Annotated in this window: 22 protein-coding genes and 1 tRNA gene; 12 read left to right on the top strand and 11 right to left on the bottom strand. The window is 68.5% G+C overall.

All coding sequences use genetic code 11. The annotated features are described in order from the left end of the window. The first annotated feature begins 1 nt into the window (after position 1). From ABD089_RS10265 to serA, 5 genes are all read left to right on the top strand, one after another. Positions 2-967 carry an ABC transporter permease gene (locus ABD089_RS10265; RefSeq protein ID WP_343886274.1) on the top strand — a complete coding sequence of 322 codons (966 nt, stop codon included), beginning with the start codon at positions 2-4 and terminating at the stop codon, positions 965-967. After that, positions 964-1,779, top strand: a complete 816-nt coding sequence (locus tag ABD089_RS10260; RefSeq protein ID WP_343886273.1) for an ABC transporter permease — start codon at positions 964-966, stop codon at positions 1,777-1,779. Before ABD089_RS10265 ends, ABD089_RS10260 begins: the two co-directional genes overlap by 4 nt. Then, positions 1,776-2,612, top strand: a complete 837-nt coding sequence (locus ABD089_RS10255) for an ABC transporter ATP-binding protein (protein WP_343886271.1) — start codon at positions 1,776-1,778, stop codon at positions 2,610-2,612. The genes ABD089_RS10260 and ABD089_RS10255 overlap by 4 nt, the downstream gene beginning before the upstream one ends. After that, positions 2,609-3,397, top strand: coding sequence for an ABC transporter ATP-binding protein (locus ABD089_RS10250; protein ID WP_343886270.1), 789 nt, complete (start codon positions 2,609-2,611; stop codon positions 3,395-3,397). Before ABD089_RS10255 ends, ABD089_RS10250 begins: the two co-directional genes overlap by 4 nt. A 63-nt stretch (positions 3,398-3,460) precedes the next feature. Beyond that, positions 3,461-4,651, top strand: a complete 1,191-nt coding sequence (gene serA, locus ABD089_RS10245; RefSeq protein WP_343886269.1) for a phosphoglycerate dehydrogenase — start codon at positions 3,461-3,463, stop codon at positions 4,649-4,651. Positions 4,652-4,750: 99 nt separating this feature from the next. Here serA and ABD089_RS10240 read toward each other — a convergent pair whose 3' ends face one another. From ABD089_RS10240 to ABD089_RS10225, 4 genes are read right to left on the bottom strand one after another with little or no spacing between them, the layout of a single operon-like run. Continuing rightward, positions 4,751-5,545: an inositol monophosphatase family protein gene (locus ABD089_RS10240; protein WP_343886268.1), complete on the bottom strand. Its 795-nt coding sequence runs from the start codon at positions 5,543-5,545 to the stop codon at positions 4,751-4,753. A gap of 23 nt (positions 5,546-5,568) precedes the next feature. After that, positions 5,569-6,594, bottom strand: a complete 1,026-nt coding sequence (rsgA, locus tag ABD089_RS10235) for a ribosome small subunit-dependent GTPase A (RefSeq protein WP_343886267.1) — start codon at positions 6,592-6,594, stop codon at positions 5,569-5,571. After that, positions 6,591-7,910, bottom strand: a complete 1,320-nt coding sequence (gene aroA, locus ABD089_RS10230) for a 3-phosphoshikimate 1-carboxyvinyltransferase (RefSeq protein WP_343886265.1) — start codon at positions 7,908-7,910, stop codon at positions 6,591-6,593. The genes rsgA and aroA overlap by 4 nt, the downstream gene beginning before the upstream one ends. A gap of 30 nt (positions 7,911-7,940) precedes the next feature. Next, positions 7,941-8,555 (bottom strand): DoxX family membrane protein, encoded by a 615-nt coding sequence (locus ABD089_RS10225; protein ID WP_343886264.1) that lies wholly within the window; start codon positions 8,553-8,555, stop codon positions 7,941-7,943. Between the two features lie 84 nt (positions 8,556-8,639). On the opposite strand from ABD089_RS10225, the gene ABD089_RS10220 reads away from it, so the two are divergent. The 4 genes from ABD089_RS10220 to ABD089_RS10205 all read left to right on the top strand — a co-directional run bounded on the left by ABD089_RS10220 (position 8,640) and on the right by ABD089_RS10205 (position 11,106). After that, positions 8,640-9,401, top strand: a complete 762-nt coding sequence (locus ABD089_RS10220; RefSeq protein ID WP_343886263.1) for an SOS response-associated peptidase — start codon at positions 8,640-8,642, stop codon at positions 9,399-9,401. After that, the gene (locus ABD089_RS10215) at positions 9,398-10,051 is read left to right on the top strand and encodes an alpha/beta hydrolase family protein (RefSeq protein WP_343886262.1); all 654 of its coding nucleotides are present in this window, start codon (positions 9,398-9,400) and stop codon (positions 10,049-10,051) included. The genes ABD089_RS10220 and ABD089_RS10215 overlap by 4 nt, the downstream gene beginning before the upstream one ends. Positions 10,052-10,181: 130 nt before the next feature. Further along, positions 10,182-10,856, top strand: a complete 675-nt coding sequence (locus tag ABD089_RS10210) for a sigma-70 family RNA polymerase sigma factor (RefSeq protein WP_386769604.1) — start codon at positions 10,182-10,184, stop codon at positions 10,854-10,856. Continuing rightward, positions 10,849-11,106: a zf-HC2 domain-containing protein gene (locus ABD089_RS10205; RefSeq protein ID WP_343886261.1), complete on the top strand. Its 258-nt coding sequence runs from the start codon at positions 10,849-10,851 to the stop codon at positions 11,104-11,106. Before ABD089_RS10210 ends, ABD089_RS10205 begins: the two co-directional genes overlap by 8 nt. 133 nt (positions 11,107-11,239) lie before the next feature. Here the strand turns inward: ABD089_RS10205 and ABD089_RS13850 are convergent, their stop codons facing one another. After that, the gene (locus tag ABD089_RS13850) at positions 11,240-11,314 is read right to left on the bottom strand and encodes a 50S ribosomal protein bL37 (RefSeq protein WP_386751676.1); all 75 of its coding nucleotides are present in this window, start codon (positions 11,312-11,314) and stop codon (positions 11,240-11,242) included. Between the two features lie 137 nt (positions 11,315-11,451). Here ABD089_RS13850 and ABD089_RS10200 point away from each other — a divergent pair, with 137 nt between their 5' ends. Further along, positions 11,452-12,921, top strand: a complete 1,470-nt coding sequence (locus tag ABD089_RS10200; protein WP_343886260.1) for a sensor histidine kinase — start codon at positions 11,452-11,454, stop codon at positions 12,919-12,921. A 112-nt stretch (positions 12,922-13,033) separates the two neighbouring features. Here the strand turns inward: ABD089_RS10200 and ABD089_RS10195 are convergent, their stop codons facing one another. After that, positions 13,034-13,285, bottom strand: coding sequence for a WhiB family transcriptional regulator (locus ABD089_RS10195; protein WP_343886259.1), 252 nt, complete (start codon positions 13,283-13,285; stop codon positions 13,034-13,036). Positions 13,286-13,441: 156 nt separating this feature from the next. Here ABD089_RS10195 and ABD089_RS10190 point away from each other — a divergent pair, with 156 nt between their 5' ends. Continuing rightward, on the top strand, positions 13,442-13,834 hold the full coding sequence (locus tag ABD089_RS10190) for a hypothetical protein (protein WP_343886258.1): 393 nt from the start codon (positions 13,442-13,444) through the stop codon (positions 13,832-13,834). A gap of 42 nt (positions 13,835-13,876) precedes the next feature. Here ABD089_RS10190 and ABD089_RS10185 read toward each other — a convergent pair whose 3' ends face one another. The 5 genes from ABD089_RS10185 to ABD089_RS10165 form a co-directional block, all read right to left on the bottom strand. Next, entirely contained in the window at positions 13,877-14,056 is a 180-nt protein-coding gene (locus ABD089_RS10185; RefSeq protein WP_343886257.1) for a DUF6104 family protein, read from the bottom strand. Continuing rightward, positions 14,056-17,913, bottom strand: coding sequence for a multifunctional oxoglutarate decarboxylase/oxoglutarate dehydrogenase thiamine pyrophosphate-binding subunit/dihydrolipoyllysine-residue succinyltransferase subunit (locus ABD089_RS10180; protein WP_343886256.1), 3,858 nt, complete (start codon positions 17,911-17,913; stop codon positions 14,056-14,058). The genes ABD089_RS10185 and ABD089_RS10180 overlap by 1 nt, the downstream gene beginning before the upstream one ends. Before the next feature lie 72 nt (positions 17,914-17,985). Then, the gene (locus ABD089_RS10175; RefSeq protein ID WP_343886254.1) at positions 17,986-19,287 is read right to left on the bottom strand and encodes a glycosyltransferase 87 family protein; all 1,302 of its coding nucleotides are present in this window, start codon (positions 19,285-19,287) and stop codon (positions 17,986-17,988) included. Next, the gene (locus tag ABD089_RS10170) at positions 19,284-20,618 is read right to left on the bottom strand and encodes a glycosyltransferase 87 family protein (RefSeq protein WP_343886252.1); all 1,335 of its coding nucleotides are present in this window, start codon (positions 20,616-20,618) and stop codon (positions 19,284-19,286) included. Before ABD089_RS10170 ends, ABD089_RS10175 begins: the two co-directional genes overlap by 4 nt. 46 nt (positions 20,619-20,664) lie before the next feature. After that, a tRNA-Arg gene (locus tag ABD089_RS10165) sits at positions 20,665-20,736 on the bottom strand. 184 nt (positions 20,737-20,920) lie between these two features. On the opposite strand from ABD089_RS10165, the gene ABD089_RS10160 reads away from it, so the two are divergent. Next, on the top strand, positions 20,921-22,246 hold the full coding sequence (locus ABD089_RS10160) for a homoserine dehydrogenase (RefSeq protein WP_343886251.1): 1,326 nt from the start codon (positions 20,921-20,923) through the stop codon (positions 22,244-22,246).

The following is a 22,246-nucleotide window of genomic DNA, read 5'->3' as shown; positions in this document are numbered from 1 at the left end:
TGTGGGTCGACTCCGTCTGGTCGCGACGCGGCTGGCCACCTTCGTGGTCAGCCTGCTCATCGCCTCCATGATCGTGTTCGGCCTGCTGAACCTGCTGCCCGGCGACGTCGCCACCACCATCCTCGGAGACCAGGCCGACCCCGCCTCGCTGGAGGCCCTGCGACAGCAGCTGGGCCTGGACCGCAATGTCGTCGTCCGCTATCTCGAGTGGCTGGGCAACCTGGCTCGCGGCAACTTCGGCACCTCGGTGCGGACGGGCGAGGCGATCGCCCCGATGATCGGGCCGAAGCTCACCGTGACGAGCTGGTTGGTGCTGGCCGGGATGCTCCTGGCGATCGCCATCGCCGTCCCCTTCGGCATGTTCGCCGCTTGGGCACGCCGACGCTGGACCGGCGCGCTCGCCTCGGCCATCAGCCAGGTCGGCATGGCCGTCCCCGCCTTCCTCGCCGCCATCGTGCTGGTCGTCGTCTTCGCCGTGGAGCTGCACTGGCTGCCCGCCAACGGCTACGTGCCGCTCGGTGATGACCCCGTCGACTGGGCCCGCCACATGGTGCTCCCGGTGGTCTCGCTGGCACTCGTGCAGGCGTCGGTGTTGAGTCGCTATGTTCGCAGCGCCTTCATCGAGGTGCTGGGGGAGGACTGGTTCCGCACCGCCCGCTCGGTCGGCTGGACCACCACCCGCGCCATGGTGCGCCACGGCCTGCGCAATGCCGCGCTCAGCCTGGTGACGGTGCTCGGCCTGCAACTGGCGACGCTGTTCGTCGGCGCGATCGTGATCGAGCAGGTCTTCGCGCTCCCGGGTCTGGGACGGGCGCTGCTGGAGGCCGTGCAGGCCCGTGAACTGGGGATCGTCCAGGCGATCGTGATGATCCTGGTCAGCCTGGTGTTGGTGATCAATGCGGGCGTCGACATCTCCTATGTGGCGATCGATCCCCGGCTGCGCTCGACTTGGGGGCAGGACCGATGAGGCGGCTTGCGCTCTGGGTTGGGCTGGCCCTGGTCGCCGGTCTGGTGCTGATGGCGCTCGTCTCGCTGGTGTGGACCCCCTTCGACCCGACGCTGGTCAATGCGGACGCGCGACTGCAGCGCCCCGGCTGGCCGCACCTGCTCGGCACGGACGGGATGGGCATCGACACCCTGAGCCGGATCATGGTCGGTTCCAGGATCTGCCTGTTCGTCGGTGTCGTTGCCGTCTCCATCGCCGCCCTGGTGGGCGTGCCCCTGGGCATGGTGGCCGGCATGGTCGGCGGCTGGCCAGCCCGCCTGGTGCTGCGGGCCAGCGACATCCTCTACGCCTTCCCTGCGCTGCTGCTGGCGATCCTGTTGGCCGCCGCGCGCGGTGCCTCGACGCTGACCGGCATGGTCGCCATTGGCATCGCCACCATCCCCGTCTTCACGCGGATCGCGCGCGCGGCCACCGTGCAGGTGATGAGCCAGGACTACATCCTCGCGGCACGCGCCAGCGGCACGCCCTGGCCGCAGGTGGCGCTGCGTCACGTGCTGCCGAACATCGCACCGCTGGTCGGGGTGCAGGCGAGCGTCAGCTTCGCGATGGCGATCCTCGCCGAGGCGGCGCTGTCGTACCTGGGGCTGGCGACGAATGTGAACACGCCGTCGTGGGGACGCATGCTCTACGAGGCCCAGTCGAAGTACCTGTTCAGCAACCCGGGGTTGCTGCTGTGGCCCGGTTTGGCGATCGCGCTGGCCGTGCTCGGCTTCAACCTGCTCGGCGACGGGCTGCGGGATCTGCTCGACCCCAGACTGCGGGAGGTGCGGTGAGCCTGCTCGAGGTGAACGACCTCACCGTCGAGTTCGGTCGGCGGCGAATCCCCGCAGTGAAGGATTTGTCCTTCACTTTGGCTGACGGTGAACGTCTGGGGGTGATCGGTGAGTCCGGTTCGGGCAAGTCGGTGACGGCGCTGGCGATGATGGGGCTGCTGCCCGAGAACGCCCATGTCTCCGGCTCGGTTCGCCTCGCGGGCCACGACGTGCTCGCCGCCGACGACCGCGAACTCTCCCGCCTCCGCGGCGATGTGGTGAGCATGGTCTTCCAGGAACCGATGACCGCCCTCGACCCGACCATGACCTGCGGCCGCCAGGTCGCCGAGGTGCTGCGCCTGCACCAGCCCGACCGCAAGGGCCAGGCCCGTGACGCCGTGCTGGAGATGCTGGACCGCGTCGGCCTGCCCGACCCGGCCAGGGTTGCGGACGCCTACCCCCACGAGCTGTCGGGCGGGCAGCGCCAACGCGTCCTGATCGCCATGGCGCTGGTCAACTCACCCGACCTGGTCATCTGCGACGAACCGACCACGGCCCTGGACGTCACCGTCCAGGCCCGCGTGCTGCGGGTGCTGGAGGCCGAACTGACCCGCGAGCACGCCGCCTGCCTGTTCATCAGCCACGACCTGGCCGTCGTCAGCCAGGTCTGCCAGCGGGTGCTCGTGATGTACCGCGGCGAGATGGTCGAGAGCGGCACCGTGGCGCAGGTGCTCGGCGACCCCCAGCACGGCTACACCAAGGGCCTGGTCGCCACGGCCCGGCTGGATCTGGTCGAACCGGGTGAGCGGCTCCCCGTCGTCGAGGACTTCTGGCGTCCGGGAGGCAGCCGATGAGCGAACCCACCTGGCGCCTGGAACAGGTCTCGCGCACCTACCGCCGAGGAAGCACCGCCGTGGCGGCCGTCAGCGAGGTCGACCTGGTCGTCAACCCCGGCGACCGGCTCGGCATCGTGGGGGAGTCCGGCTCGGGCAAGTCCACCCTGGTGCGGATGATGGCCGCCCTCGACCGTCCCACAGCCGGCTCGATCCAGTTCCGCGAACTCGAGATCATCAACCTGCGCGACAAGGACCTCGGTGACCTGCGCTCCAGCGTCCAGATGGTCTTCCAGGACCCGCGCAGCTCCCTGGACCCCCGGATGAAGGTAGGCGACATCATCACCGAGCCGCTGCGCTCACCCCTGCTGCGCAGCCGCCCCGACGTCCCCACCGACCGGGCAGCACGGCTGCGGGAGGTGATGGAACAGGTCGGCCTCGACCCGGAGCTGGCCAATCGCTACCCGCACGAGTTCTCCGGTGGGCAGCGCCAGCGCATCGCCATCGCGCGCGCGCTGGCCATCCGTCCCGACGTGCTGGTCGCAGACGAACCCGTCAGCGCCCTGGACGTGTCGGTGCGTGCGCAGGTGCTGAACCTGCTGCACGAACTGGTGGAACAGTTCGGGCTGACCCTGGTCTTCGTCTCCCATGACCTGGCCGTCGTGCGCCATGTCTGCGACCGGGTCGTCGTCATGCAGCACGGACGAGTCGTCGAGTCCGGCCCCATCGCGGAGGTCTACGAACGGCCCCGGGAGCAGTACACGCAGGAACTTCTGTCAGCCATGCCACGGATCCGGCTTTCCTGACCATCCTGTGCCCGTCATGAGACCAGCCCGGCGCGACCGGCGCTGAAACCTAGAATCTCTCCGGTGAAGGCACTGATCCTGGAGAACATCCATCCCGAGGCAAACCGCATCCTCACCGAGCACGGCATCGAGGTCGAGACCCGCAAGGGAGCGCTCCTCGAGGACGAGTTGATCGAGGCCCTGCAAGGGGTCCAGCTGCTCGGCATCCGCTCGCAGACCCAGCTCACCGAGAGGGTCGTGGCGAACACCCAGTTGCTGGCCGCCGGCGCCTTCTGCATCGGAACCAACCAGGTCAACCTGAATGCCGCCGCCTCGGCCGGCATTCCGATCTTCAACGCCCCGTACTCGAACACCCGCTCGGTGGTGGAGCTGGCGATCGGCGAGATCATCGCCCTGGCACGCCACCTGTTCGACAAGAACCGCATGATGCACGATGGCGTGTGGGACAAGTCCGCCGCGGGTTCGCACGAGGTCCGCGGCCGGACGCTGGGCATCGTCGGCTACGGCAATATCGGCTCCCAGCTGTCGGTGCTCGCGGAGAGCCTCGGCATGCGCGTCGTCTTCTACGACCTCGCCGACAAGCTGGCGCTGGGCAATGCGACCCGCTGCAACAGTCTGGACGAGTTGCTGGAGCAGGCCGACACGGTCAGCCTCCATGTCGACGGACGCGCCGCCAACACCGGCTTCTTCGGCGAGCAGCAGTTCGCCAAGATGCGCGACCGGGCCATGTTCCTCAACCTGGCCCGCGGCGCCGTCTACGACGCCGAGGCGCTGGTGCGCCACCTCAAGTCCGGTCATCTTTCCGGCGCCGGTCTGGACGTCTTCCCCAAGGAACCCAAGATCGCGGGGGATCCCTTCGTCAGCGAACTGCAGAACATGCCGAACGTGATCCTCACCCCGCACGTCGGTGGCTCCACGCAGGAGGCCCAGGTCGACATCGGCCGCTATGTCGCGGGCAAGCTCGTCGACTACGCCGAGGGTGGCTCCACCTCGATGAGCGTCAACCTGCCGCAGATCCAGCCCGGCGCGGTCGAGGGAACCCGCGTGCTGCACCTGCACCACAATGTCCCCGGCGTGATGGCCAAGCTCAACCAGGTGCTGGCCGAGCACGACGGCAACATCGCCTACCAGACGCTGTCCACCCGCGGCTCGATCGGCTATGCGATCACCGACGTGACCGGCAGCCACCCCAACCTGGAGGCCGAGCTCGCCGCGCTGCCCGAAACGATCCGCGTCCGGCTGCTGCAGGCCTGACGCGCGCACGAAGCGACGCAAGAGCGCCTGCCCCCAGCCGGGGTCAGGCGCTCTGCCGTTGTCACAACCTGCCAAGCGACCTCGTCGCGGCGCCAAGTGTCAGTTGATCTCGTCGGGACGCAGCGCGTCGAGGGCAAGGTCGAGCAGGGGACCATTGGTCGCGATCGCGCCCTCGCCCAGCGGGCCCGGCTTGCCGTCCAGGTCGGTGAAGGTGCCGCCGGCCTCGCGGACGATCACGTCCAGTGCAGCCATGTCGTGCAGCGCCAGCTCCGGCTCAGCGGCCAGGTCGACCGCGCCCTCGGCCACCAGCATGTAGCTCCAGAAGTCGCCGTAGGCACGGGTGCGCCAACAGTCACGCAACAGGTTCACGAAGTGCTGGCCACGGCCCGAGGCCATCCACTCCGAGACCTCGGAGTAGCTGAACGACGCGTCCGCCAGGCTCGACACCCCGGAGGTGCGGATGGGCTGACCCTGCAACAGGCTCTTGCCGGCGTAGGCGCCGTCGCCCTTGGAGGCCCACCAGCGTCGTCCCAGCGCGGGCGCCGACACGACGGAGGCGACTACCTCATCCTCGACCATCAGCGCGATCAGCGTGGCCCACACCGGCACCCCGCGAACGTAGTTCTTCGTCCCGTCGATCGGGTCGATGATCCACCGACGCGGACCCCAGCCGGTGTCGTCACCCTCCTCCCCATGCACGGCATCGCGGGGGCGAGCCTTCGCCAGGGTCGACCGGATCGCCTGCTCGGTCGCGACGTCGGCGTCGCTGACCGGGGTCATGTCGGGCTTGGTGTCGATCCGCAGGTCGGAGGCTTTGAACCGGCTCATCGACACGGAGTCGGCGTTGTCGGCCAGCAGGTGCGCCAGGCGCAGGTCGTCGGTGTAGTTCGCCACCTGCTCAGGCTAGCGGTTGGGCCTCACCAGCTGTCGGTGGAGCGCCCCGCCTGCCACATCCGCCGGTAGGAGGCGAGCCGTTCGGGCGCCAGCTCACCGCGGGCCAGGGCCGCGTCCAGACCACACTCCGGGGCGTCGACACCGTGCTGGCATCCGCGCGGGCACTCCTCGGTGTACTCGACCAGGTCGCCGAAGGCTGCCAGCACCGACTCTGGGGTGACGTGGCTGAGACCGAAGGAGCGGACGCCCGGGGTGTCGATCACCCAACCCGAACCGCCCTCGACGTCGGGCAGCTCCAGCGCTATCGCCGAGGTGGACGTGTGCCGTCCGCGCCCGGTGACGTCATTGACGACGCCGGTGGCGCGGTCTGCGTCGGGGATCAGGGCATTGACCAAGGTCGACTTGCCGACCCCAGAATGGCCGACGAAGACGGTGACGTGGTCGGCCAGCAGTGCACGCACCTGGCCCAGGTCCGCGTCCGGTTCGGTGACGACGACTGGGACGTCAAGCGGTTCGTAGGCGGCGATCAGCTCGGCGGGGCTGGCGAGGTCGGCCTTGGTCAGGCAGAGGATCGGCTCGATCCCGGCGTCGAAGGCGGCGACCATGATCCGGTCGATCATGCCGACGCGTGGTGGCGGGTCGGCCAGCGCGGTGACGATCATCAGCTGATCGGCGTTCGCGACGATCGGACGCTCGAAGGGGTCGGTGTCGTCGGCGGTTCGGCGAAGCACCGTCGTCCGCTCGGCCACCTCGGCGATCCGGGCCAGCGTGCCCTCCTCGCCGGAGACGTCACCGTCGAGTCGCACCAGGTCACCCACGATCGCAGCCTTGCGGCCCAACCCGCGGGCCTTCGCTGCGCTCACCATTCGTCCGTCCACCTGACAGCGGTAGCGGCCGCGGTCGATGGTGATGACCCGGCCCAGTGGCAGCTCGGAGTAGTTCGGACGATCCTTCGTGCGCGGCCGGGTGCGCTTCGCGGGCCGGTCGAAGCCGGAATGGTCGTCCAGGCTGATGTTGCGGCCCATCGCGCCGCGGGCCCGGGGGCTCATCGGGCACCCTCGGAACCGGCGGAACCGGCGGAACCGGCCAGCATCGAGCGCCACAGGCCGTCGAAGTCGTTGATGGTCTTGGAGGTGCACGCGATGTCGTCGAGCTCCACTCCGGGAACGACCAGCCCGGCCAGCGCAGCAACGTGGGCCATCCGGTGGTCGGCATAGGCCTGCAGCAGTGCACCGTGCAGATGGGCCGGTTCGGAGCCAATGATGCGCAAGCCGTCGGTGGTCTGCGCGACCTGGACGCCGAGCCGACCCAGTTCGGTCTCCAGTGCCGCGAGACGGTCGGTCTCGTGGCCGCGGATGTGGGCGACGCCGCTGATCGTGCTGGTGCCGTCGGCGAAAGCCATCAAGGTCGCCACCACGGGGGTCAACTCGGAGGAACCCGACAGGTCGGCGTCGATCGCGCGGAGCCGGCAGGTGCCGCTGACGGTCAGGACGTCGCCGTCCAGCGACACCTCGGCGCCCATCCGGAACAGCAGGTCGCGGATCTCGTCCCCACCCTGGCTGGTCTGGGACGGCCAGCCAGGCACGCTCACCGACCCACCGGCCAGAGCCGCGGCACCCAGGAAGACCGCCGAGGAGGTCAGGTCGGGCTCGACCCGCACGTCGCGGGCGGCGATGGGGCCGGGCTCGACGACCCAGTGGCCCTCACCGACCTCGCTCACGGTGACGCCGCGCTCGCGCAGCATCTGCATCGTCATCTCGACGTGGGGACGGCTGGGCACCGGTCCGCCCTCGTGGCGGAGGTCCAGCCCACGGGGGAAACGAGCACCCGACAGCAGAAGACCGGAGACGAACTGGCTGGAGCCGGAGGCGTCCACGACGGCCTCGCGGCCCGTGAGCGCACCGGTGACGGTGCAGGGAATGGCGTCGCCCGCCACCTCGGCCCCCAGCTGGCGCAGTGCCGCCAGGATCGGGCCATTCGGACGATTGGACGCGTGCGCGTCACCGACGAACCGGGTGGAGCCCGCACACAAGGCAGCGACCGGCGGGAGGAAGCGCATCACGGTTCCAGCCAGACCGCAGTCGACAGGCTCGGTGGGGGAGCGCAAGTTCGCGGGCTGCACCCGCAGGGTTCCTTCCTCGTCGATGATCTGGGTGCCGAAGGCCTCGAGCCCTGCACGCATCAACTCGGAGTCGCGGCTCACCAGCGCCCCGGTGATCGTGGAGGAGCCGTCCGCCAGCGCAGCCAGCAACAGGGCACGGTTGGTCTCGGACTTCGAGCCCGGAACCTCGACGGTGGCATGCAACGGCCCCGGCGCGGCGGGAGCCGGCCAGGGCCGCTGGGTGTTGGTCTGTGGGTCGCTCATCGAGTCACAGTGTGCCCCACCGGGACGTGCTCAGGACAGCGCCGACTCGATCTGGTCGGTGATCTGGGAGACGTGGCTCGTGGCCTGCTTGCCGATGCGGCTGCTGGTCTTGTCCAGCGAACGGGCCTGCTTCTTGGCCGCCTTGGCGAGCGCCTTCTGCTGACGGGAGGCATCCCTGCGCACCTGACGGGCCTGGGAGGACGCCCGATAGCCCAGCGAGGGCTTGCCCTGGGTGTCCTGGGCTGCGATCAGGGTGGCGCCGAGCAGCGCGACATTGCGCAGCATCACCGAGCGGGCGGCGGTGCGGGCCTCACCGGACATCTGCCGGGTCGGGCGGGACGCCATGACGTGCGGCACCATCGATGCCCCGAGCAGGGCTGCGCTGGGACGGCGGGCCAGACCGGTGGCCAGCCCCAAGCCGCCCAGCAGCTGGGCCACGCCGGAGAGGCGGACGAGCTGCTTGGTGTCCTCGGGGATGTAGTTGGCGGCGCTTGGCGGGGCGAGCCGCTGGGCCAGCGGGACCACCTTGCGGGCTATCGGCTCCGCATCGCCGACAAGCGGCGTTGGATTGGCCGCGGCCTTGGCACCATTCACGACGAAGAAACTGGCGAGCATCGTCCGCCCGGCTGCACGTGTAAGACTCATGACACTTTCCTACCGCGCGACGCACCGGCAGGCCAAGGATCCTTCGCCATCAACGAAACTCTGGCTGGGGTTAGTCTGGCGCCCATGTGTGGACGCTATGCGGCCTCCAAGGAGGCCGATCGGCTCAGCGAGATCTTCGAGACGGTTGCGATGGTGCCGGGAGCAGACCTTCCGCCCCGGTTCAACATCGCGCCCACTGACCCGGTGGCTGCCGTCCTGACCCGCACCGACAGGGAGTCTGGACGAGACATCCGCAAGCTCGCGCCGCTGCGCTGGGGACTGGTGCCCAGCTGGTCCAAGGATCCCAAGGGCGGCGCGCGCCTGATCAATGCCCGCTCCGAGACCGTCGCCGACAAGCCCGCCTTCCGCAAGGCCTTTGCCAACCGGCGCTGCCTGCTGCCCGCCGACGGATACTACGAGTGGTACCAACTCGCAGCCGCCCCCGGTTCGTCCAAGCCCCGAAAGCAGCCCTTCTTCATCAGCCCCACCGCCGCCAACCCGGCCCGGGTGCCCGGACTGATGGCGATGGCCGGTCTCTACGAGTTCTGGCGCGACGACACGCTCCCGGCCGACCATCCGGACGCGTGGTGGTCAACCTGCACCATCATCACCACCCAGGCCACGGACGCGTTGGGCCACATCCATGACCGGATGCCGGTGCAGGTGCGCCGCGACGACTGGGCCGACTGGCTCGACCCGCGAATGACCGATCCCTTGGGCGCGCACGACCTCATGCACTTCCCGGCCGAGCAGGAGATGACCGCCTGGGCCGTCTCGACGGCGGTGGGCAAGGTGGGCAATGAGGGACGCCAGTTGATCCTTCCCCTGGACGGGGAGGCGGTATGAGCACGCAGGGCATCACCAGCAGAGCCGTCGACACCCCGCGAGGGCCTGGCCGACTCGTCCTCGATGGCGACCCCTCGGCGGGGACCGTGCTGATGCTCGGCCATGGCGCGGGCGGCGGCATCGAGGCGCCCGACCTGTCCGCGCTGGCCGCACAGCTCCCGGCGCGCGGCATCGCGGTCGTCCGCTTCGAGCAACCCTGGCGGACGGCGGGCCAGAAGCTCGCCCCTGCCCCAACGCGTCTGGACGAGGCCTGGCGCCTCGCCGTCGCGGACGTCCGAGAGTGGTTGCAGCCCGCCACGCTGGTGCTGGGCGGACGGTCGGCCGGTGCCCGGGTCGCCTGCCGGACAGCCACCGAACTGGCCGCCGACAAGGTGCTGGCCCTCGCCTTCCCGCTGCACCTGCCGGCTCGCCACGTCTCGCGAGACGCCGAACTGCTCGGCGCGCGCGTGCCGACGCTTGTGGTCCAAGGGACGCGAGACCCGATGGGTACGGCCGACGAGTTGTCCGCCGTGCTGGACGGCCACGACGGGTTCCGCCTGCACGTCGTCCCCGGTGCGGGCCACGAACTGACGGTTGGGAAGCGGGCCCAACCCGGGACGGAGGTTCTGTTGAGCGCCGTCGTGAGCGAGGTGGCATCCTTCCTCGCCTGAGCTCGGAGTCACCCGGTGCGGGAATATTCGCACCATCCAGCCCGTTCCTCTCGATGTGATGGCGATGTTGAGCAAACCCCCCGCGCGGGTGACAGCGGCCGGGCCCGGTGGGCAGGTACGCTCGTACGTGATGACTCTCCCCGGAACCGATGAGAACAGCACCGGCATCGAGGCCCTCGATCCTCGTGTCGACGAGCTTGAAGCTGCCCTGGACGAGACGCAGGACCAGCGCAAGGAGCGTTTCGAGCGAGACGCGCTGGCATATCTCGACCAACTCTATGGCGCCGCCCTGCGCATGACGCGCAACCCCGCGGACGCGGAGGACGTGGTGCAGGAGACCTACGCCAAGGCGTACTCCTCCTTCCACCAGTTCCAGCCCGGCACGAACCTCAAGGCGTGGCTGTACCGCATCCTCACGAACACCTACATCAACACCTACCGCAAGTCGCAGCGCCAGCCGCAGACCTCCGGTGGCGAGGACGTCGAGGACTGGCAGCTCGCGCGCGCCGAGTCACACACCTCCAGCGGCCTGCGTTCGGCAGAGATGGACGCCTTGGACTCCATCCCCGACTCGGCGGTGACCGAGGCGCTGGACTCGCTCAGCCCGGAGTTCCGCGAAGCCGTCGTCCTGGCGGACATCGAGGGCTTTGCCTACAAGGAGATCGCCGAGATCATGGGCACTCCGATCGGCACCGTGATGTCGCGGCTGAACCGTGGCCGGGCGCAGCTGCGCAAGAAGCTCGCCGACCACGCCCGCGAGATGGGCATCACCGACCACCGCACCAGCAGGGGCGACAATGAGTGAGCACATCCACGATGGTCAGTGTGAGCGCGTTTTCGCCCAGGTGCACTCCTTCCTGCACCGAGAACTCTCCGAAGCGGAGATGGACGCAATCCGCGACCACCTGAACAACTGCGACGGTTGCCTGGAGAACTATGACGTCGAGCAGGCGATCACCGCTCTGGTGCGCCGATGCAACCCGCCCCAGCCCGCGACCGAGGCCCTGCGGATGAGGATCACCAAGATGTCGATGACCTGGACTGAACAGGTCTGACACCCGAGTTCCACCTCGGACACGGCCCAACTTGAGCAGGGCCCCAACTCCAACAGGGCTCAACTTCAATAACGGGCCCACAACGACAAGAGCCCCGACACCACGTGTCGGGGCTCTGTTCGTGCGCGTCAGGTCAGGCGTTGGGACGCTTGCCGTGATTGGCGCCGTTCTTGCGGCGAGCGCGACGCTTGCGTCCGGTCTTGCCCATGACGGTCTCCTCACGATGATGGATGGCTCACCCGGCGATGCCGGGCACGGAGTACCATTCTGCCAGCTCCAGGCCCCAGCGACCAACACGACCGGGCAGCACGGACGCGATCAGCCCACACCTCTAGGGTGTTCCCCATGGTGTCGATGTCTGAGGTGCTCAACAAGACCGCCCTGTCCGACCAGGACAAGGGGTGGCTGCGCAGTCTGGTCAACGAGTGGCACCTGCTGGCCGACACCTCCTTCTCCGACCTGATCTTGTGGGTGCCCGGCCCCGACGACAACATCTTCTGGGCGGCCGCGCAGGTCCGCCCTACCACCGGTCCGACGGCACTGGAGGACGAGGTGGTGGGGGAGGAGATCAACTACGACCCCGAGCACCTGGTGACCACCGCCTACCTGTCGAGGGCGATCTGTGAGACGAGCGAGAACCAGCTCCATGCCGGTATCCCGGTGGACGTGTGGGCCATCCCCATCGTCCGTGATGGACATTGCATAGGTGTCGTGGAACGACACACCAACCAGATGGGCGTGCGGGCACCGGGCGCGCTGGAGGATTCCTACCTGGAGACCGCCGACGTGCTCTCGGACATGCTGTGGCGCGGGGAGTTCCCCGTTGACCCCCCGAGCGACCCGACGCTCAGTCCCAAGGTCGGGGATGGAGTCATCACTGCCATGCCCAGCGGCGTCATCACCTACGCGAGCCCCAACGCCATCTCGGCCTACCGTCACTTCGGCCATCCGGCCGACCTCGAGGGGGAGGAGATGCGGCAGCTGACGACCTCGCTGGCCTCGGGGCTTTCGGAGGTCGGGCAGTCATTCGGCAGCGACCTTTCGGGGCGTGATGTGGGCGAACTCGAGGTGGAGAACGAGCGAGCCGCGCTGCGTATCCGGGTCGTACCCATGACCGTGGAGGGCCAGCCCGCCGGTGTCCTGTACCTCGTGCGCGACATGACCGAGCTGCGCCAGCGCGACCGCCAGCTGGTCACCAAGGACGCCACGATCCGCGAGATCCACCACCGCGTCAAGAACAACCTGCAGACCGTTGCGGCGTTGCTGCGCCTCCAGTCACGACGGATGGACTCCGAGGAGGCCAAGGGTGCGCTGAAGGACGCGATGAGCCGGGTGGCGGCCATCGCGGTGGTTCACGAGATCCTGTCGCAAGCCTTCGACGAGGAGGTCGTGTTCGACGACGTCGCCGACCGCATCCTGCGGATGGTGGGCGATGTCTCAGCGTCCAGCGGACGGGTCGTCGCCCGCCGAACCGGTTCCTTCGGCCTGGTGCCCGCCGACGCCGCCACCTCGCTCTCACTGGTGATGACCGAGCTGTGCCAGAACGCCGTCGAGCACGGGCTGCACTCATCGTCGGGGACGGTCGAGGTCTACCCACACCGGGAAGGTCCGCAGCTGTTCGTCGACGTGCTGGACGAGGGGGAAGGACTTCCGGACGACTTCGACATGACCAACACCAACAGCCTTGGGCTGTCGATCGTCCAGACGCTGGTCAGTGACCTGGGCGGAAGTTTCCTCCTCAGCTCGCGGGCGGACGGTCACCAAGGCACCCGTGCGCGCGTCGAACTGCCGCTGACCCGTCGCAGCCCGCAATGAGCTGGAGGCCCGCATTGACTTGGCCCCCGTCGTCACCTGGAACGCCAGCGCACACAAACAATGACCGTCCGGGCCAGCCGGACGGTCATTGTCAGTTGGTGGACGAGGTGTTCTAGGAGCTCCGCAGGCGGCTGCGGGCCTGGCGGCGCTTCAAGGCGCGCCGCTCGTCCTCGCTGAGACCGCCCCAGACTCCATGGTCCTGACCGGCCTCAAGGGCCCAGGCCAGGCACTGCTCTCGCACGGTGCAGCGACGGCACACCTTCTTGGCCTCTTCGATCTGAAGCAGCGCGGGTCCCGTGTTGCCGATGGGAAAGAAGAGTTCCGGGTCCTCCGTGAGGCAGGCAGACTTGTGGCGCCAGTCCATGCGCATTGCTCCTTGTGTCAGACATGCTGGGCGAGACTCCACAGGGGTCGTCGCACCGGGGCCAACCATCAGGCGGCCTCAGACAGCGTAGACGAGTCTTTCAAGTGGCGCTCACGTTGACAAGGGGATCACGGCAATCGGGCTAGAGTTCGGGCCATGTCCGTGCCTGAACCTGCCACTGCCCGTCCCACGAGCCTGGTGGTGGCCATCGTCGGCACTGCGCTGTTCGCCCTCGCCATCATCGGCATCGGGCTGGCCACGGCACTGCAGCGCCACGGGCGATTCTCTGCCGGCGTCGGGGCGATGCTGTTGATCTACGGCGTCTTCGTCGCGGCGGTGGCCTGGGCAGGATGGCGGGCACTACCCCTGGCCCGCGGCGGCATCGTGACCGGCGCCATCATCCACGCCATGGTGGCCTGGACGACCGCTCGCACAGGCCAGCCCTGGGCCTGGCCGGTGTTCGTGCTCGCCCTGGTGATCCTCGTGTGTGCGGTGACGCCCGCGGCAACCCGCTACTTCTACGTCGATGACGAGAAGCCCGCGGCCTGACCGTGGTCAGGCCGCGAGCGTCGCGGGCAATCCTTGGCTGAGCTAGTCGTCGTCCTCATCGTCGAGCCGTGCCAGCCAGGTGGCCAGCCGCTCCACGGGAACCTCGAAGTCCGGGTTGAGGTCGACGAACAGGCTGAGTTGCTCAGCCAGCCAGGCGAAGGAGACGTCCTCCTGCCCCCGGCGGGCTGACAGCTCCTCGATGCCGCGATCGGTGAAGTACATCAGCCGAGAGCCGCTTCCATCAGCGCGGCTTCTTGCTCCTCATGCACCTTGTGCGAGCCCACCGAGGGTGCCGAGGCGAACGGACGAGAAACGACCTTCATGTCCAGCGTGTAGCCAGGTAGGTGCTCGGCCACGGCACCGGGCAGGTGCAGCGCCATGAACGGCCACGGACCCTGGTTCTCCGGTTCGTCCTGGACGAAGCGCACGTCGGTCACGTGCTTGTACTGCTCCAGCTCGCGGGCCAGGTCCTCGGCCGGCAGCGGGTACAACCGCTCCAGCGCGATGATCGCGACCTTGCCGTCCAGACCGCGCTTGGCGCGCTCGGCCACCAGTTCCCACCGGACCTTGCCCGAGCACAGCAGCACGCGTTCCACGGAGACGGGATCGCTGATGGTCGGGTCGCCCAGTGCAGGGTGCCAGGCACCGCTGGTGAACTCCTCCGGCCTGGAGGCGGCCATCTTGTTGCGCAGCATCGACTTCGGGGTCATGATCACCACCGGGCGGTGCCAGTTCACGTAGGCGTGCTGGCGCAGCAGGTGGAAGTGGCTGGCCGGGGTCGACGGCTGGCAGACGGCGAGGTTGTTCTCGCTGCACAGCTGCAGCCACCGCTCGATGCGGGCCGAGGAGTGGTCCGGGCCTTGGCCCTCGTAGCCATGGGGGAGCAGCAGGACCACGCCCGACTTCTGGCCCCACTTGGCGTTGCCGGAGGAGATGTACTCGTCCGCTATGGTCTGGGCACCGTTCACGAAGTCGCCGAACTGCGCCTCCCACAGCACCAGGGCGTCGGGCGCGGCCACGGAGTAGCCGTACTCGAAGCCCATCACCGCGTACTCGCTGAGCAGCGAGTCGTAGACGTCGAAGGTCGCCTGGTCGTCCGCCAGGTGCTTGAGTGGCACCCAGGATTCGTTGGTCGTCCGGTCCACGATGGCCGCGAAGCGCTGGCTGAAGGTGCCGCGGCGGGAGTCCTGGCCGGTCATGCGCACCGGACGTCCCTCCATCAGCAGCGAACCGATCGCCAGCAGCTCGCCGGTGGCCCAGTCGATGGGCCCCTCCAGGATCTGCTTGGCGCGACGCTCCAGCTGCGGCTTGACCTTCGGGTGGGGGGTGAACCCCTCCGGGTAGGCCGTGTAGACCTCGGCCACGCGCTCCAGCACCGAGCGATCGATCGCGGTGCCTGCCAGCTGAGTGCCCTTGGAGGGGTAGTAGGGGACGCGGGTGTAGCCATCGTCCAGGTCGCTCGAGCCCTCGCGGGCCTCCTTGAACACGCCTTCCAGACGGTCGCGGAAGCGGTTCATCACGGCTTCGGCGTCCTCGGTGGAGATGTCCCCGCGGCCGATCAGCGACTCCGTGTACAGCTTGCGGGTGGAGCGCTTCTGCTCGATCAGGTCGTACATGTTGGGCTGGGTGAAGCTCGGGTCGTCACCCTCATTGTGACCACGGCGGCGGTAGCAGACGAGGTCGATCACGACGTCCTTGTTGAACTTCTGGCGGTACTCGAAGGCGACGCGACCGGCGCGGACGACCGCATCCGGGTCGTCGCCGTTGACGTGGATCACCGGTGCCTGGACGACCTTGGCGACATCCGTGCAGTAGGTGGACGTGCGCGACTCGACCGGCGAGGTGGTGAAGCCGACCTGGTTGTTGACGACCAAGTGGATGGTGCCGCCGGTGCGGAAGCCGCGCAGCTGGCCCATCTGCAGCACCTCGTAGACGACGCCCTGGCCCGAGAAGGCCGCGTCCCCGTGCAGCAGCACCGGCAGGACGGGGAAGCCCTCGCCACCGTTGAGCGCGCTGGGCATCCGGTCAAGCTTGGCGCGGGTGATGCCCTCGAGAACTGGGTCGACCGTCTCCAGGTGGGAGGGGTTGGCGGCGACCGAGGTCTTCACGGTGGCACCGCTGCCAGCGGTGAACTCGCCCTCGACGCCGAGGTGGTACTTCACGTCACCCGAGCCCTGCAGGCCGGTGATGGAGCCCTCGAACTCGCGGAAGATCTGCCCGTAGTTCTTGCCGGCGATGTTCGCGAGCACGTTGAGGCGGCCACGGTGGGGCATGCCGATGCAGACCTCGGCCAGGCTTGCATTGGCGGCCTGCTCGCAGATCTCGTCCACGCAGACGATCGTTGACTCGCCACCCTCGAGCGAGAAGCGCTTCTGCCCGACGAACTTCGTCTGCAGGAAGGTCTCGAAGATCTCGGCCTCGTTGAGCTTGTCCAGGATGCGCAGGTGCTCCTCGCGGGGCAGCGGCTTGTGGGGCTTCTCGAAACGGTCCTGGAACCAGGCGCGCTGCTCGGGGTCGGAGATGTGCATGTACTCGATGCCCATGGTGTGGCAGTAGGAGTCACGCAGGATGTCCAGGATCTCGCGCAAAGTCATGTACTGGCGGGGGGAACCGGCGAAGGTGCCGACGGCGAACTGTCGGTCCAGGTCCCAGATTGTCAGGCCATGGGTCTCGAGCTCGAGGTCGGGGTGCCTGCGCTGGCGGTACTCCAGCGGGTCGGTGTCGGCGACCAGGTGGCCCAGGTGACGGTAGGCGCTGATCAGCTCGATGACTCGGGCCTCCTTCGGCACCTGCGAGGAGCGGTGGGCCTGCACGTCACGGTCCCAACGCAGCGGCGCGTAGGGGATGCGCAGGCTGCGGAAGATGTCGTCGTAGAAGCCGTGCTCGCCGATCAGCAGCTGGTGCATCGTGCGCAGGAACTCGCCCGACTGGGCGCCCTGGATGACGCGGTGGTCGTAGGTCGAGGTGAGCGTGGTGACCTTGCTGACCCCCAACTCCTGGAGGCGCGACTCCGAGGTGCCCTGGAATTCCGGCGGGTAGTCGATCGAGCCGACGCCAAGGATGACGCCCTGGCCCTTCATCAGTCGGGGCACCGAGTGGTTCGTCCCGAGTCCGCCGGGGTTGGTCAGCGAGGCGGTCACGCCGGCGAAGTCGTCAACGCCCAGCGTGCCCTTGCGCCCCTTCTGGACGACTTCCTCGTAGGCGGCCCAGAACTGGGCGAAGTCGAGGTCCTCACAGCCCTTGATCGCGGGGACGACGAGCTGGCGGGTTCCGTCAGCCTTGACGAGGTCGATTGCCAGGCCGAGGTTGATCGACGGGCTCTCGACGAGCGTGGGCTTGCCGTCGGTCTCGTCGTAGGAATTGTTCATGGCCGGCATCGCCTTGAGGGCGCGAACCATGGCATAGCCGATGATGTGGGTGAAGCTGACCTTGCCGCCCTTGGAGCGCTTGAGGAAGTTGTTGATCACCGTGCGCTGGTCGATCACCATTTTCATCGGCACGGAGCGCACGGTCGTCGCGGTCGGCATCGACAGCGAGGCGTCCATGTTCTTCGCGGTGCGCATCGGCGCACCCTTCATGATCGTGCGCTTCGCCTCGGACGTGCTGGCGGCAGGACGCTTCGCCGGGTTCGGTGCGTCCGCGGAGAGTTTGCTGGAGCTGCCGGGGGAGTCCGGGGTCTCCGAGCGGCGGGTCTCCGGGGCCTCGACGGCGGGCGTCGACTTCCGGGTGGGCTCGGCGGGAGCCTGCTGGGAGGCGGGAACGCTCGCGGGCGCAGCCTGAGCGGCAGCGGGTTGCTTCGCGGCAGGAGCAGGAGCAGGAGCAGCAGCAGGAGCATCGGCAGCGGGTCCAGCGGCTGGGGCGGGGGCCGTGGCGGCCTGCTGGGCAGGCGCGGGTGTAGCGGACGCCTGCTGGGCGGGAGCTGCGGCCTGGGGAGACTGCTGACCGGCGGGCGGGTTCTTGGCAAAGTAGTCCTGCCAGGCTGGGTCCACGCTGGCCGGATCGGCCTGGAACTGCTCGTACATTTCCTCGATCAGCCAGTCGTTGGCGCCGAAGTCGTCTGAGGTGTCAGTGTGAGCCATTGTTGTAACCGGTGGCCGCGGCCACCATCGCCTCTTTCCCGGATTGTGTGGGCCTGTGGCAGGCTCCTGTGCCTACCCAGGGGGAATGCTATCGGTACTTTCAACCGTGCGCCCCCAGCGGCGCGCTGCTGGGCGAAGCCCCCCGGCCATGTCACCCACCACCCAGAGCGCCTGCGTGAGGCAGACCACGGTCAGGAGCAGGTTGCGCAGCGCAAGGACGACCGTCACGCCCACTTCGCCTACAGGGTTCGTGATCAAGCCGCCGTAGGCGACCGGGTAGACGTACTGCGTGGCCGCAGCCACCACCAGGCCCGCGCCGCAGCTGGTCATGGCGCGCAGCCGGTGCGTGCGGGGGCTGAGGGCCAGCCACGCGGAGCACACCGCGCCGTACCAGATCAGGTACTGGGGGCTGAGCGTCTTGTTGGCCACGAGCATCATGGAGACGATCGCGGCGCAGGCCTGGGCTCGTTCGTGGGCCGGGACGTGGGTCCGCGCCAGGGCCGCCACGGCAACGATCACGCAGAAGATGACCGCGATGACCATCGCGATGGAGGCGGCCAGTTGGTAGCCCCCCACGCCCGGGCCGAAGAGCTCGTAGGCGTTGAAGCGACTCATCTCCACCAGCACCTGCGGGTTGGTTCCGAAGGCACGCTGCCACATCAGCGGTGTGGCCCAGACGGACTCGATCTGCAGCCCGCGCTCCGCCTGCCATGACAGCGGTGACACCAGCCGCACGGCACCGGCATCCGCCAGCGCCAGCAGGGCCAACGCCAGACCGGTCGCGGCAAAGGAGGTCGTACGGCGCACGGATGCCTGGTCGCGTCCAAGCAGGGGAGCGACCAGCAGTGCGGGCCACAGCTTGATGCCGGCGCCGACGGCAACCAGGGCGCCACTGACCCTCGGACGGCGGGCGATGAACAGCACGGCGGCCCCGACGATCACGCCCGGCAGCATGTCATAGCGGAACCAGACCAGCGGACCCATGGCGAAGCCGAAGACCATCCAGGAGATCGCCGCTACATGGGAGTGTGACCGCCACAGCCAGTAGACGAAGCCGGCATCGAGCAGAGCCATCGTCAAGGCGAAGGTGATGATGTAGAGGTTGACGTCCTCGGCCGCGGGGAAGCGCAATAGGTCCAAGAACCACAGCACCGGCAAGGGGTACTCGCGCAGCACGACGTGCGGGTCACCCTGGGCGAGCTGGAAGTAGTAGTAGCGCACGTCATTGGCGATGTAGTCGTAGTGCAAGCCCCACTCGCGCAACATCACTGCACGGCTGAACAGCCACGCCGCGATCCACACCCAGCCCGAGTGCAGCAACCTGGCGCCGAGCGCGACGAGGTCGACCTCATCCGGATGGCGGGCAGCGCTCATGCGCGACCGTCCGTCCGCAGGAAACTCCAGATCCAACGGGTCACCCGGATGAACAGCCACAGCAGGACGAGGTTGCGCGCGGCCAGCACGATGGTGGCGAGCACCAGCCCGGGACGGTGCTGCACCAGGGCCGCATAGGTCAACGGGTAGACGAGCTGGGTCAGCAAGGTGGCCAGGAAGGTCAACTCGCTGACCACGGCGATCTCGTGCTCGTCGCGCGCAGCACGCACCGATCCAACCGGGTTCTCGCTCGCCATCGCCCAGGCGGCGGCCAGGGGCCCACCGAGCCAGATGATGTACTGCGGCGAGAAGGTCTTGTTGGTGACGATCATCACCAGGATCACCAGCAGCATCATCGCGGCTGCCTCGACCAGACGTCCGTGGCCGCGACGGATCCACCACAGGTAGGCCGCGACGGCGGCCAGCAGGCCGACGGCGAAGGCGAGGCTCGCGCCCTTCAGGAAGAGGTCGGTGGTCGGTCCGGAGACCTCCCACGCGTTGAAGGGGCTGACCGCGACCAGGTAGCGCTCGGGATGGAAGACCCGCAACACCATCGGCACCGTCGCCCACAGCGACTCGATCTGCAGGCCGCGCTCACCCTGCCAGGTCAGCGGCGACAACAGCCGGTCCCACCCGGCCCAGGCCAGGCTGACCAACGCCAGCACGCCACCGAAGCCGAAGATCCCGAGCGTTGCGCGTCCCGCGGACCCCTTGTCGTCCGGCCGGTTGAGCAGTGCGGGCCACAACAGGGCGGGCCACAACTTGATGGCGGCACCGGCTCCGACGAGCATGCCCGCGACGCCGGGACGACGACGTGCCAGCTCGATCAGCGCCCAGCCAGCCAGCACGGCAGTGACGATGTCGAAGCGCAGGTAGGCGGTGGTGCCGATCAGGGGGATGAAGACGCTCCAGAACAGCACCGCCTTGCCCCGGTTGCGACCGCCGAGCAGCCACAGTGAGCGGGTGAAGGCGGCATCCAGGGCCATCATCATCAGGAAGAAGACCAGGACGTAGACCCAGCGCTGCCCGAAGCTGACCAGGTCGGGCAGCTTCAGGAACCAGAGCACCGGGGTGGGGTACTCCACCATCGTCCGGCGGGGGCCGAGTTCGCCCATCCGGGAGATGTTGTCGAAGTAGTAGCGCGTGTCGCCGAGCGTGAAACGCATCAGCACCCACTGGGCCAGCAGGAGCGCGTGGCCGATCAGCCACACCCGGCGCAACAGGCGGGCGTCATTGAGCCGATCGGACTGCCACCAACCCCGCCACGTGAAATCCGGGGCGCCGGACCTGCCCGCCCGACGAGATCCGGTTGAAGGGGTGGGATTCGTCACGAGACCTCGCTGTGGCTTTCTCGGGCGGCCTGTTCGGGCGACTGGGCGCCCCCGGCAGGATTCGAACCTGCGCTCCCGCCTCCGGAGGGCGGTGCTCTATCCCCTGAGCTACGGGGGCCTGCCCTGCTCGGCAGGGCGTGGAACAGGCTAGCAGGTTTCCCGGTCGTGCCAGCGCGACGGTACCGAGCTCGCGTCCGTTCGCTGGATCACGGCGCCTCGCTTCCCGCGCATCTGACAGGCTTTGCCCTGATCGTCGGCTCTGCGGCCGGCGAAGTGACAGCAGCATGCCCAGGAAGGCGTCCATGAACCAGACCAGCACGTCCAGCCCGCCCGAGCTCGCCCCGTTGAAGGTGGCCATGCTGGGCTGTGGGACGGTCGGGACGCAGGTCGCCCGCCTCATCACCCAGTCCGGCGATGACCTGCGGGAGCGGATCGGACGTCCCATCGAGCTGGTGGGCATCGCCGTGCGGGATGCCATCAAGCAGCGCGACGGGATCGACCCCCAGCTGTTCACCACCGACGCCCTGGGCCTGGTCACCCGCGGTGACCTCGACGTCGTCGTCGAGCTGATCGGTGGGATCGAGGAGGTGCGCCCCCTGGTGCTGGCCGCCATCGAGAGCGGAGCCTCGGTCGTCACCGCGAACAAGGCACTACTGGCCGCTGACGCCGACACCCTCTCCCAGGCCGCCGACAAGGCAGGGGTCGATCTCTACTACGAGGCGGCAGTGGCGGGCGCAATACCGATCGTCCGTCCGCTGCGCGAGTCTTTGGTCGGCGACGAGATCATCACCGTGATGGGCATCGTCAACGGCACCACGAACTACATCCTGGACAAGATGTGCACCACCGGCGCTGACTTCGACGAGACCCTCGCCGAGGCGCAGGCCCTTGGCTATGCCGAGGCCGATCCGACAGCCGACGTCGAGGGCTACGACGCCGCCGCCAAGGCTGCGATCCTGGCCTCCCTGGCCTTTCACACCCGGGTGCGGGCCGCGGACGTCTACCGCGAGGGCATCACCCGGATCGCCGCCCAGGACATCCGACAGGCGCGGGTCAATGGCTGCGTCGTGAAGCTGCTCGCCATCGCCAGCAGCCTTCCGGACGGGAAGGTGAGTGTGCGCGTGCACCCCGCCATGGTGCCCAACTCCCACCCGCTCGCCTCGGTGTCGGGCGCGTACAACGCCGTCTTCGTCGAGTCCCGTGAGGCCGGCCGCCTGATGTTCCTGGGCCCCGGCGCTGGAGGTGCCCCCACCGCGTCCGCCGTGATGGGAGACCTGGTCACGGTCGGACGCAACCGCGTCCGCGGCGTCGCGGCCCGTGGGCACAATGTCTACGCCCACCGTCCGATCGCCTCCATGGGTGACGTGCACACGCGCTATGCGGTGAGTGCCGAGGTGGCCGACGAGCCCGGCGTGCTCGCCGCGGTGGCAAGCTGCTTCGCCGAGCACGGTGTCTCGCTCCAGACGGTCGACCAGGAACTGGGTGCCTCCACGGACCACCCGACGGCCACCATCCAGGTGACCACCCACCAGGCCAATGAGGCCGACGTCCAGGCATGCGTCGACGAGCTCGGCCTGCGCAGCTTCATCCACGGCCAGGTCCGCGTGCTGCGCGTCGAAGGCAACTGA

This window comes from Luteococcus sanguinis, from assembly GCF_039527675.1.
GTDB lineage: Bacteria > Actinomycetota > Actinomycetes > Propionibacteriales > Propionibacteriaceae > Luteococcus > Luteococcus sanguinis.
The sequence above is the reverse complement of the archived record's forward strand: the minus strand, read 5'-3'. Positions and strand labels throughout refer to the sequence as shown.

Bases quoted from the DNA above. Each gene is read 5' to 3' on its own strand.
- ABD089_RS10205 (WP_343886261.1), top strand. From the start codon at position 10,849: ATGAGTGAGCACATCCACGATGGTCAGTGTGAGCGCGTTTTCGCCCAG.
- ABD089_RS10175 (WP_343886254.1), bottom strand. From the start codon at position 19,287: ATGAGCGCTGCCCGCCATCCGGATGAGGTCGACCTCGTCGCGCTCGGC.
- aroA (WP_343886265.1), bottom strand. From the start codon at position 7,910: ATGAGCGACCCACAGACCAACACCCAGCGGCCCTGGCCGGCTCCCGCC.
- ABD089_RS10260 (WP_343886273.1), top strand. From the start codon at position 964: ATGAGGCGGCTTGCGCTCTGGGTTGGGCTGGCCCTGGTCGCCGGTCTG.
- ABD089_RS10210 (WP_386769604.1), top strand. From the start codon at position 10,182: ATGACTCTCCCCGGAACCGATGAGAACAGCACCGGCATCGAGGCCCTC.
- ABD089_RS10185 (WP_343886257.1), bottom strand. From the start codon at position 14,056: ATGTACTTCACCGATCGCGGCATCGAGGAGCTGTCAGCCCGCCGGGGG.
- ABD089_RS10250 (WP_343886270.1), top strand. From the start codon at position 2,609: ATGAGCGAACCCACCTGGCGCCTGGAACAGGTCTCGCGCACCTACCGC.
- ABD089_RS10215 (WP_343886262.1), top strand. From the start codon at position 9,398: ATGAGCACGCAGGGCATCACCAGCAGAGCCGTCGACACCCCGCGAGGG.
- ABD089_RS10190 (WP_343886258.1), top strand. From the start codon at position 13,442: ATGTCCGTGCCTGAACCTGCCACTGCCCGTCCCACGAGCCTGGTGGTG.
- ABD089_RS10220 (WP_343886263.1), top strand. From the start codon at position 8,640: ATGTGTGGACGCTATGCGGCCTCCAAGGAGGCCGATCGGCTCAGCGAG.
- ABD089_RS10200 (WP_343886260.1), top strand. From the start codon at position 11,452: ATGGTGTCGATGTCTGAGGTGCTCAACAAGACCGCCCTGTCCGACCAG.
- ABD089_RS10225 (WP_343886264.1), bottom strand. From the start codon at position 8,555: ATGAGTCTTACACGTGCAGCCGGGCGGACGATGCTCGCCAGTTTCTTC.
- ABD089_RS10160 (WP_343886251.1), top strand. From the start codon at position 20,921: ATGAACCAGACCAGCACGTCCAGCCCGCCCGAGCTCGCCCCGTTGAAG.
- ABD089_RS10180 (WP_343886256.1), bottom strand. From the start codon at position 17,913: ATGGCTCACACTGACACCTCAGACGACTTCGGCGCCAACGACTGGCTG.
- rsgA (WP_343886267.1), bottom strand. From the start codon at position 6,594: ATGAGCCCCCGGGCCCGCGGCGCGATGGGCCGCAACATCAGCCTGGAC.
- ABD089_RS10195 (WP_343886259.1), bottom strand. From the start codon at position 13,285: ATGGACTGGCGCCACAAGTCTGCCTGCCTCACGGAGGACCCGGAACTC.